Consider the following 13,047-nt stretch of genomic DNA (forward strand, 5'->3'; position numbering starts at 1 on the left):
AAGAATTCTATTTTAATAATGTTACTTTACCTTCTTTTTTATAAGGCCCTCTGCTTTCTGGATCTTCCCCTTCATATGTGATGATATATGGGTAGGTTCCGATAGGCATTAACTGTCCTTTATAATATCCATCCCAGGCTTCATCTTTATCTCCTGTTTCAAATATTATTTCACCCCATCTGTTGAAAATCATCATTTTGTAATTAACAACATATTTTCCATATGCTCTGAATGTTTCATTTTCAGGAGTTTCATGCTTTCCTGGAGTGAACACGTTTGGTACATCCAAACGAGGGTTGCAAAGATCCCTCACGAGAATTGTATCAGTTATAGAACAATTTTCTTTATTTGTTATAAGTACAAAATATGTTCCAGGTGTAGGTACTTCAATTTTACTTGTGTCTTTGTCAGATACAGGATTTATTGATGTCCATTTGTACATGTAGTTTACATTGTAACCTGCATCAAGTGTTACTTTCGCTCCATATTCAGGACAAAGTTTGGTGAATTCAGGTAGTTGTGATACTGGTAATGCATTGAATAGAACATGAGCAGAATCATTAGTTGTACATTGACCTAAAGTTATTGAAACTACATATAATGCTGACTCTGTTACATTAAGTGAATCGTTATTTACATGCATGTCATTATTTTCTTTAAACCATGCATAGTCAGGAACAAATGGTGCAAATTTATCCATGTTTGAAGGTGTTCCAACCAAAGTTACTGTTTGTCCTGCACATGACACCACATCAGAAAGATTGATAATTGGTCTTTCTATACCGATAACCATTACACTATCAGAACTATTGCAACCAAGAATATCCGTAACAGTTGCTCTAAAATAGTTTGTATCTGCTGCAACCGGAACATTAATGGAATTTAGGTCTCTACCTTGCTCACCAGTTATCCATGAATAGTCAACATTGTTAACATCAGATACTATTGTAATTGGTAAAGTAGTACCAATACACCCAAGAACCGGCTGTCTTGTCAGAGCAGGAGGGTTGGTTACATTGGTTGTCTTTTCAGTAGAACAGTTACCATATTCATAAACAACTCTGAACAAACCATCGCTTTGTGGTGCTATGGCAGATTTGTTCTCACTATTTAGAATGACACCATCTCTGTACCACTGATATTGACCAGGAACAGCTGGTAGTCCACTTGCCAAAGAGTGAATGATCAAAGTATCACTGTAGCAATAATGATCAAGCATATCAAATTTCGAATTGTTGAAATCAAATACTCCTACATTGATACTGTCTAAAACTGGGCATCCTTTATAGTCTTTAACTGTCAGAGTAATCGCTGAATCACTTGCAGCAGTTATGCTAAAGACAGGATCAGTGCTGATAATAGTACCTGCTTTGTTTTTCCACTCATAAGTAATACCCGGACTAGTTTTAGCTTCAAGGATTATCGTGGTTCCTCTACACACAAACTGATCTTTTCCTGCATCTGCAATTGGCAGAGGATCAATTTTCAACACAGTACTGTCAGAGACAGCAGGGCAAGCGCCATTGATGAATGAAGTAAGTTTAAGTACTACCTGTCCCTTATTAAAATCATCCATAGTAGGGTAGTATTTAGCATTCAGGTCTGCTGCATTTATTGCAAATACTCCTGTTCCTGAAGTAGACCATTTACCACCAGAAGCATTTTTGATATCTCCAGCAAGCTGTGAACCATCCTCTATGGCACAAATCATAGCTGTTCCAGCATTCACAATAGGAGATTTGTCAACATAAAGCGTCATGGTATCCTGACTGAATTTGCATATACCATTTCCTGTTGTGATAAATACTAGGTCTACAGAACCAGATGTTTTATCTGCATCTGATGGGAAATAGATTGCATCCGGTTTGTTGAAGTCGTCAAATGAACCTGTACCCGATGTGAACCATGCCCCGCTTGTAGAGTTTTTATGTATTCCATTCAGACTATAAGAATTCAATATATTACAAGTTGTCTGATCAGGCCCAGCATCTGCTTGTGGAGCCGGAAGTATAGTGATTACCGAAGTTTTTGAAGTTGCAGGACAGCTTCCTTTTCCTGCAGCAGTTAATTTTACCACTACCTTTCCTATAGATTTATCCGCATCTGTAGGAGAATAGATTGAAGTTACTTTGTTATTAGGATTAAATGTTCCTGTTCCTGTACCTGTCCAGGTAACTCCATTATCAAACTGAGAAGTTCCTCTTAAAACAAGCGTTACAATGTCAGAGCAGTAGGATTTGTCTGTTCCTGCATCTACGACTGGTGGTTGTATAATTTTTACCTGAGTAGTTTGCATTACTGGAGCACATGTTCCATTACCTGTTGAGGTTAATGTTAATCCTACTACTCCATTTTGTATATCAAGTTTTGATGGGAAATAAGTAGCAGTAAGTGTTGCAGCATCTACTGCAAATACACCAGATCCACTTGATTTCCAGATACCACCGGTTGCTATTGTTACATTACCATTTAATGGGATGGAGGCCTGAGCTAATCCGCATATGTCAGGATATGATCCTGCAGTAACAACAGGAATAGGTGTCAAAGTTACACTCATATCATCTGATACCGCGCTACATTGGCCGTTATTAGCAGTTGTTAAGGTCAATACAAAATTTCCAGTAGCTTTATCTGCCAATGATGGAGTATAAGAAGCATTTAGAGTATTTATATCAGGAGTAAATGTTCCAGTACCTGAAGTTGACCATATTCCACCTCCGGCATTTGATACATAACCTGATAATTTTACAGATCTGAGATCTTTACACGTAATTATATCTGCTCCTGCATTTACTATAGCTGATGGAGAAGGGATCACATTGATTACAATGAAGTCTGAAACAGCATTACACAATCCGTTACCTGTGGAATTCAGCGTAAGTATTATCCCTCCGGCTTCGTTATCTGCAGGTGAAGGAATATAAGTAGTGGATAAAGATGTTCCATTAGCAAATGTACCGGTACCTGTTGTAGACCAAACACCTCCAGTTGCGTTTAGTACTGTTGCTGAAAGGATTGCGTTAGCCTGACCTGCGCATATTGTCTGATCAGCACCGGCATTTACCACTGGTTTCGGTGCAATGTCTATTTGGAGATTGTCAGTAACTGCATTACAAGTTCCATTGTCTGTTGAGATAATAGAAAGTGTTACAGCGGTTTGTCCTTTATCAGCATCTCCAAGGTAATACACTGTACCTAATGAATTTGCACTCGGTGCAAAATAACCATCTCCGTTACTGCTCCATTTTCCACCAGCAGCTACAGTTACAGCTCCAGCAATGTGGATAGTATCTTTGTCTGCGCAAATTGAATGATCTAATCCGGCAGTGATAGTAGGTGCTTTAGTAAAGCTTAGAACCAATTGGTCACTTACTACATTACAAAGGGGATTACCTGCTGAAGCAAATGTCAATGTCACACTACCGTTGGTTTTGTCAGTTGAAGATGGTGTATATATCGCATTAAGAGCATTTGCATCATCAAATGATCCGGATCCTGATGTTGTCCAGATACCTGCCGGAGCATTTTTAACTTTTCCGGCTAACTGGTAAGAATTAACATCAACGCAGGCAGATTGATCCAATCCGGCATTAACAACAGGTATTGGAGTAATCAAGATGGAAACTGTACTTGAAACTTCATGGCACAATCCATTATTGGTAGTTGTTAATGTTAGGTTTATCGACCCTGCCGCTTTCTCAGCTGCTGTAGGAGTATAGGTTGTATTTAAGCTGTTGGGATCAGCGAAAGAACCACCGCTTGTACTGCTCCAGATAGAGCCGAGTGCCACAGTTCTGTTTCCTGACAAGGTAATTGCGGTATTGTCAGCGCAAACAGTCTGACTTGGACCAGCATTTACAGTAGGTGCAGGATTAATTGTAACAACTTTATCTTCTGACACAGGAGTACATGTACCATTTCCTGTTGTTGTAAGAGTCAGAGTTACTCCTAAGTTGTTAATATCATCAGCAGAAGGGATGTATGTAGCATTTAGGGTATTGTCATTAGGACTAAATATCCCGGTTCCGGAAGTAGTCCAATGCCCTCCTGATGCAATCTGAACAGAACCATTCAATACAATATGGTTAGCATCAGCACAAATGGTTTCATCATTTCCTGCATCTACAGTAGGTGCAGTGCCGATATTAATTACAAGGTCGTCATAAACAGTACTGCAATTGTCTGTAGGATTTGATGTTAAACGTAGAGTAACACTTCCATTGCTTATATCGGCAGGGGATGGCGTGTAGCTAGTTGAAACTAGTGCAGCGTTTGCAAAAGTACCGCTTCCCGATACTATACTCCAAGAACCTCCAGTTGCCCCTGTAACTGTACCTTTAATATTGATAGCACCCACATTTGCACAAGAAGTGATATCGCTACCTGCATCTACTGTTGGAGCAGGAGTAAAGGTAAGTGTCAGCGTGTCAGCTTCAGGTCTACAAATATTGGTGTTTATTGTAGTTGCAAATAATCTTATAACACCAGTTATAATGTCTTGAGGTGATGCAGTGTAAACTGTCGATGCAGAAGATGCATTAGAGAATGTTCCGTTACCTTCTGTTTTCCAGATGACGCCGTCAGCATCTGCATATGTTGCGGTAATATTTGCTATAGGATTATTTTCACATATAGAAAGATCAGTTCCTACGTCTATTGACGGTCCGCGTAATAAATCAATTACCATGGTATCTTTACCCGCTATACAAGATCCTAAGGCTGCTCCGGTTAATATCAACTGTACTTTTGTACCTATTTCAGCTGCAGTTGGTGTATATGTCGCACTCAAGGAAGTAGAATCTGAGAATGTACCCAAGCCGCCTGACCAGGTTCCATTACCAGAACCATTTAATTGTACTGGTAACATATTTGAACAGAATTGCTGATCCGGCCCTGCATCTACTGGAGTAATTTTAAAGCTTATGGTCATGTCATCAGTAACAGGAGTACAGAAACCATTACCTGTTGAAGTAAGTGTTAACTGAACAGTACTTCCGTTTACATTTTCAGCAGCTGAAGGCACGTAAGTTGCATTCAATGCAGTAGGATCCGGAACAAATGTTCCAGTTCCTGAAGTAGACCAAGTTCCACCTGTAGCTTTCTTTACTGTTCCGGAAAGTGCTATTCCTGGAGCTCCGGCACAAACCTGTACATCAGGTCCTGCATTTACCACTGCAAGTGGAGAAATATTAATTACAAGATTAGCTGATACTGATTTACAGTTGCCGAATCCAGTGGTTGTAAGTGTCAGGTTAGCCTTGCCATTAGCAATCTGATTTGCAGAAGGCATAAATGTCGCATTCAAATCTGTGTTTGAAGGACTAAATGTACCATCTCCTGATCCTGTTGCCCAAATTCCGCCAGTAGCACCTGTTGTTATGACTCCATTTAATGGAACTCCTGTTGTAGTTGCACAAATGTTGATAGTAGGACCAACATTTACAGTTGGAGCAGGAGTTATAGTAACAGTCATGTTATCTGTTACAACTGAACAATTCCCATTCCCTGTTGAGGTAAATGTAAGTGTTACATTTCCGCTGGTTTTATCCTGAGCAGATGGTTTGTAAATTGCATTTTTATCATTTACAGAAGGTGAGAAAGTACCTGTTCCTGATGTAGTCCATATTCCACCTGTAGCGACTGTATAGTCACCACTAAGCTGTATATTTGCATTGTTAGCACAAACAGTTTGATCAGGTCCTGCTGTTATTGTCGGAGCAGGAGTTAAAGTTACATTCAACTGATCTGAAGTAGCGTTACAAGCTCCGTTTCCTGTTGTTGTAAGTGTTATTGCAACTGAACCTCCAGCAATGTCATCCGCAGATGGAATATAGGTTGCTGAAAGTGATGTATTTCCTGGTGAGAATGTTCCATCTCCAGAGCTTGTCCACATAACGCCTGTAGCAATAGTTTTAACTCCACTTAAAACAACGTTAGAGTTATTAGCACAAAGCGACTGATCGGCTCCCGCATTTACTGTCGGTACTGGATTGATAGTATATATTTTCTGATCTGATGCAGGTGGACATGCACCATTACCAGTTGAAGTTAATGTAAGTACCAGCGAAGTTCCAGAAAGATCTGCAACTGAAGGGTTATAAATCGCATTGAGTGTATTGTCATCAGGAGTGAAGGTTCCACTTCCGCTTGTACTCCATGTTGCGCCAGTTGCATTTACAACACTACCTGACTGCTGAAGGAATTCTTTGTCAGCACAAATCGTTTCATCAGGCCCTGCATTTATTATTGGAGTTTTTTGAATGGTTACAATAAGACTATCAGAAACAGGAGTACAATTTCCATTACCTGTTGTAGTAAGTGTCAATGTCACTTTTCCACTGATGGTATCATTAGCGGAAGGTACATAAGTAGCAACAGTGCTAAATGCATTCGGACTGAAAGTTCCTGATCCTGAAGTTTTCCATGAACCGCCACTTGCAACTGATATTGTTCCGTTCAGAGGTGCACCTGTACCACTGGCACAGATAGTCTGATTCGTTCCGGCTTCAATAGTAGGAGCAGGTGTAATAGTTATATTGACTGTATCTGAAACAGCATTACAATCGCCGTTGCCGGTTGAAGAAAGAATAAGTTTCACAGAACCAGCAGTATTATCGGCTACAGAAGGAGTGTATGTTGCAATCAGACTGTTTGGATCAGGTGAAAATGATCCACTTCCAGTGGTAGTCCATGTTGCTCCGGTAGCAACCGTAACAACACCATTTAGTGAAATCTTAGAATTATTTGCACATACGGTTCTGTCAGCTCCTGCATTAACAGTAGGTGCAGGTGTGATAGTAACAGCCAGTTGATCGCTAACTGGTTTACATAAACCGTTTCCTGAAGAAATTAATGTAAGAGTAACGGTTCCTCCTGAAATATCTAATGGAGAAGGTATGTATGATGCATTTAAAGAAACTGTATCAGGAGTAAAGGTTCCTGTTCCGCTTGATCTCCAGTATCCTCCGGTCGCAACAGATACTGTTCCATAAAGGCTAATTTCAGCATTGTTTCCGCACACAATTTTATCGGCTCCTGCATTAACAGTAGGTGCTGGTGTGATTGTAATATTCATTGTATCGACAACAGCATTACAATTTCCGTTTCCTGTTGTAGTTAATAATAACCTTACTTTTCCTGACGCTCTGTCAGATACTGAAGGAACATATGTCGCAGTTGGAGTGACCTGGTTAGGGAAGAAAGCGCCACTTCCTGAACTTGTCCATTCAACGCCTGCCAGACTGGTTCCGGTAAATGAACCTGCAAGTGTAACTCCCATAAGGTCTTCACAAATAGTCTGATCTGGACCAGCATTAACTGTTGGAGATGCCCCTACAGAAATAGTCATCTGGCTGGTTTTGGCTTTACATAGTCCGTTTCCGGTAGTTGTTAATGTAAGTGTTACACTGCCATTGTTAATTTCAGAAGCAGAAAGATTATAGGTAGCATTCAGAGCCGAACTATTCGCGATGAATATTCCAGTTCCTCCGGACCAGATTCCTCCAGATGCTACAGTTACAGATCCATTAAGGGTAAGCGTTGCATTATTAGCACATACATTTCTGTTGGTACCTGCATTAACTGTCGGAGCAGGAGTGATGATTACCGCAACTATATCTGATACCGGTGAACAAGCACCTGCTGCATTGGTAGTTAGAGTAAATGCTACTATTCCCTTGCTTATATCTGCTGCTGAAGGAATATAAGTTGTAATAGGCGAATTCGAATTCGCAAATGAACCCGTTCCATCTGAAGTCCAGAGGCTACCAGATGCAACTGTGATTGCACCGTTTAGGTTGATTGCTGCAGTATCAGCACAAACTGTCTGATCCTGACCTGCATTTACAGTAGGCGTTGGATTCAGGTTTATAATAACTTGATCAGATGTTCCGTTACAAATTCCACTTCCTGTACTGCTAAGTGTTAATGTAACAGCAGTACCTTTATCAGCTTCAGATGGTATATATGAAGCATTCAATGCTGTAAAAGAAGGAGAGAAGGTTCCACTGCCTGATGTACTCCAACTAGCGCCTGTGGTATTCGCTTTATAACCTGCTAATTGTACCGATGGAACATTCGCGCAGAGAGTCTGATCTGGTCCTGCTTTTATTACTGGAGCAGGTGTAAATTGGATTGTTACATTATCAGTAACTGAAGCACAAGTAGGTGTGCTGGCAGAAGTAATTGTTAATGTAACTGATTTGGCTGCAGTATCCGCGGATGACGGAGTATATGTTGCCAGCAATGTTGTTGCGTTTGGCGTAAATGAACCAGTTCCAGATGTAGTCCAGGTAATTCCTGTTGCATTATTTGCAGTACCATTTAACTGAATTCCTGTAAGACTTGCACAAAGGGTTTGGTCAGGACCTGCATTTACGGTTACAGTTGGTGATATTGTCAACTGCATTGTATCTCTGGTAGTTGAACAAATCCCTGTTCCTGTAGTGGATAATATTAAATATACCGAACCTGCAGTTCTATCAGCAGTGGATGGTGTATAAGTTGCACTTAATGTTGAAGCGTTAGGAGTGAATGAGCCAGTTCCGGTAGTTGTCCAGAAACCTCCCGTCGCAGCATTGTTTATTGTTCCGTTAAGTTTGTAATTCGTTAAATTTCCGCACATTACAAAGTCAGCTCCCGCATTGGCGGTAGGAGCAGGTGGAATTGTAAATTTAACCTGATCAGAAACTACAGGACATGCACCACTTGCTATTGTAGTAAGAGTTAGCGTAACTGTACCAGTGGTTATTTCTGATGCAGAAGGCATATATGTACCATTCGAAGTATTAGCATTTGGCGTAAATGTTCCGCTTCCTCCTGTCCAATTTGCTGCTGATCCTGAACCTGCTAATTTTATAGGAAGGTCATTAGCACACACTACCTGGTCTGGTCCCGCATTTACAGTCGGAACGGTTGTAAAGGAAAGTACAACCTGATCTTTAATTGCTTGGCATAGGCCATTACCTGTCGTAGTTAATGTTAATGTTACATTTCCTGCAGTTTTATCTGCTGTAGAAGGAGCATAACTCGCATTAAGCGTGTTTGCATTCGGAGAAAATGTTCCAGTTCCGGATGTTGTCCATACCCCACCTGTTGATCCTGTTACATTACCAGATAGTGTAACTGAAGATACAGCTCCGCATAAGATTTGGTCTGCTCCAGCATTTACTGTTGGAGCAGGTGCTATTGATATTATGATCTGATCTGACACTGGATTACAAATTCCATTTCCTGAGGTTGTTAAAGTAAGAGTAACGGAACCGGAATTAATTTCAGAAACAGTGGGCTGATAGGTTGTAGTCAAAGTAGAATTGTTAGGTGTAAATGTTCCCATTCCACCTGACCAAGTACCACCAGTTGCAACAGTTACAGAGCCTGTCAAAGAAATTGCAGGACTATCTGCACAAACAGATTTGTCTGCTCCTGCATTTGCAGTAGGAGCAGGGGTGATGCTTACAGAAACCTGATCAGAAACCGGAAGACAATTACCATTTCCTCTTGTAGTAAATGTAAGTGTTGCTGTTCCAGCTGCTATTTCAGCTGCAGATGGTACATATCTTATATTTAATGAATCTATATTCGGTGTTATAGTTCCACTTCCCCCAGTCCATGTACCTCCAGCTGCAATAGTAACTTTTCCACTAAGATTTACCGCAGGATTGTTAGCACAAACTGTCTGATTTGTACCAGCATCAATGGTTGGAGTTTTGGTTATAGTTATTACTACCTGATCCTCAACTTCATTACAGTTTCCATTAAGTGTTGATTTTAAAGTAAGAGTTACAGATCCTGAAGCAATTTCACCTGCAGTAGGGGTATATTTGGCATTTAATGTAGAAGCATTTGGTGTGAAAGTTCCTGCTCCCCCAGACCAGATTGTTCCATTTGCATTAGTAGCTGTACCATTTAGGTTAATAACGACGTTGTTAGCGCAAACAGATTGATCCGGCCCAGCATTTACCACTGGTGCAGGTGTAAAATTGATAGTGACCTGATCTGAGTGTGAATTACATGATGCTCTATTAGCAGTTAGAGTCAATATTACAGATCCTGAAGCAATTTCATTCGGAGTTGGAATATAAGTAATATTTAAATCAGTAGCACTTGGTTGGTATAAACCAGATCCGCCTGACCACGATGAAGATGTAGCGTCTGTAGTAGTACCTGCCAAAGCAATATCTGGTTTGTTTTCACAAACCGATTTGTCAGATCCTGCATTGGCTACAGGAGATGGCTCGACAAGTATTAGAGTTGAATTAGAAACGGCATTACAAGTTCCATTACCAGTTGTGGTAAGTGTAAGAGAAATCAAACCAATTGACACTTCATTGGCACATGGAATATAAGTAGCATTTAACGTAGCATCATTTGGTATAAATGTTCCACAACCACCAGTCCATTTACCACCAGTAGCTCCAGTTACAGATCCGTTAAGTGTAACGTTTGGATTGTTAGCACAAACTGTACTTCCCGAACCAGGTGTTGAAATTGGTGATGGAGTGAATGATACCTGAACTTGGTCTGAAACAGATGGACATCCTGGTTTTGAAGCGGTAAGTGTTAATGTTACCGGACCAGCATTGGTTTCAGAAGTTGGTGAGGTATATGTAGTTGTTAATGCATTTGCATTTGAAAATGTACCAGCGCCTCCTGACCATGTATAGGTTGTTGCATTGGTGGAAGTACCCGAAAGATTTGCAGTCGGGTTGTTTTTACACACAGAAATATCTGCACCTGCATTTACAGTAAGTGCAGGTTGAATGATCACATTTACTTGATCAGTAACAGTAGCACAACCAACTTTAGTTGCGGTAAGTGTAAGTGTTATTGAACCTGACTTTTCTGAGCTGTGTGGTGTATAAACAGCATTTAAGCTGGAATTATTTGGTGAAAATGTACCTTTTCCTCCAGACCAAGTTATAGTTGTGTAATTTGTAGCGCTCGCAGCTAAAGTAGCGGTTCCACCGGCACATATCGTTTGGTCAGGTCCTGCATTTACAGTTGGGGCTTGCTCAATTGTTACAATTTTTGTAACACTTTGCGTTGCAGGACATACACCATTACCAGTAGAAGTAAGTGTTAAAGAAACATTTCCTGATGCAATATCCGCCGGTGATGGAATATAAGTCGCTACCAGATTTGTGGCTGCAGGTGTGAAAGTACCAGTTCCTGAGCTGCTCCAAATTACTCCTGTAGCATTTTGCACCGAACCATTCAAAGCAACCTGAGGGTTATTGGAACATACTGTAACTGCAGGTCCTGCTATAACTGAAGGAATTGCCTGAAACCTAAGTGTCAGAGTATCTCTTATAGATGGACAGGCACCATTACCTGTAGAAACTAGAATAATTCTCACTAATCCTGCCGCTTTATCTGCTGCAGAAGGAGTATAGGTTCCGTTCATATTTGTTACATCGGAAAATGTTCCTGTGCCTGTTGTGGTCCACATACCTCCACCAGCATTTTGCACAAGACCACTAAGAGTATAAGCACCAACAGATCCGCAAATTGTCGAATCATTGTCTTTTGCATCTGGAATTCTAGTATCAGCATCTACAACAATGCCTGGAGGAACAGTATTGTCAGTAACATCTGAAGTCGAATCCGCATACCACCAGGTGTTGACTGTATTTCTATTTCCATAATCTTTTGAAGTATTATCGGAACCATACCATGTCCATTGATGGCAAGGGTTATTACATCCTGCCAGGTTCTGACTTCCATTAGCTGCGGGAATATTTTTATCATCCCAATATAATTTTATGGGTGTTCCTGTTACAGGTCTTACAAGATTTACAATATACCCATTGGGGTTTCCTTCCACATCATATAAAGGGATGTGTGTAAGCCCATTATAAAAATCTGTACGTGTTCTGATTGTTACAGCTGTCGTTACTCTGTTACCTAAACCATCTTTTCCATCCCATGGTATACATGTTTTAGGAGGGGTTACCACTGCTGAAATTGCCCGGTCTTTTGTTCCTGGCTGATGACCTGGAATTCCATTCAAATCAAGGAAGATTTGGGCAAAACCGGGTTTGTCTACAAACACATTTAAACAAAAGTTTGTAGGTGGGCAACCTGAAACTGTTGTTGGAGCTGTAATTTTACCAAACTGACCTGTAGGGAAACAAGATTGATCCGGATCGTTAAGAAATACTTTGTATTTAGGATAGGTTGATGAACCTACTTTTGATTGTCTGTCTAAATCAGGATTACCGGTATTTCCTGTACCGGTCATGTTAGCGTTCAATACGAACACATAAGGCTGCATTCCGTTAAAATTCAGAGAAGTAACAATACCATCATCTGCATATATATACATCAAACCTTTGAACGCATTGGTAAAACTTTTGGTAGACATCATCCAGGATTGAGACCAGATTCTTCCTTTTATGGGAGTATTGGCAGCAGATGCTACAGTAATATCAAACAAATCAAATTCTCTTCTTGGATTTCCATTAGGAAGTAAAAATTCAATGTAGTAATCACCTGTTTTTGTAGGGGTAAAAGACATAGCGTCGTATCCGCTAGTCCCAACAATGGCAGAAGGTCCTGCTACTGCACGATTGTATGAAGAAATATAACCAGAGCCAGTATTTGGAACATTAGTCTGGGGGACTACAATAACTCCACTGGAGTCTTTGATTCTAAATTTAACGTCATTATTCGGTTGATTAAAACCGAAATATACTTTTTCACCAATGTTACAGATTCGTATATTTAATCTGCTGGTAGTCGGACAACCATATGTTGCAAATGGCGACCATCCAGGATCAAGTACAACATATCCGTTATCCGTAGATGCAGGTCTTATCTCTTTTGTACCCTCTGAAAAACCCTGAGTAAAGAAGATAAACGAAAACAAGATCAATAGTGAGAATTTCATTCTCTTTTTGATCAATTTGTTCGATTTAAAATCTCCCGGAAACATGTTAGTAGTATTTTGTTTGACAAATTATAGATCCTTCAATATCCTTTTAAATCATTTTAATAATTGTGTATGGATAATTACGACACAATTATTACTGCCTTTTACGGAAATCA

Annotated in this window: 1 protein-coding gene; it reads right to left on the minus strand. The window is 40.2% G+C overall.

What is annotated here, in order from left to right:
* Positions 1-7 precede the first annotated feature (7 nt).
* Positions 8-12,889, minus strand: coding sequence for a gliding motility-associated C-terminal domain-containing protein (locus J7604_RS16390; protein WP_293897654.1), 12,882 nt, complete (start codon positions 12,887-12,889; stop codon positions 8-10).
* Positions 12,890-13,047: the final 158 nt, after the last annotated feature.

The organism is Sporocytophaga sp. (assembly GCF_017745095.1).
Taxonomy (GTDB): domain Bacteria; phylum Bacteroidota; class Bacteroidia; order Cytophagales; family Cytophagaceae; genus Sporocytophaga.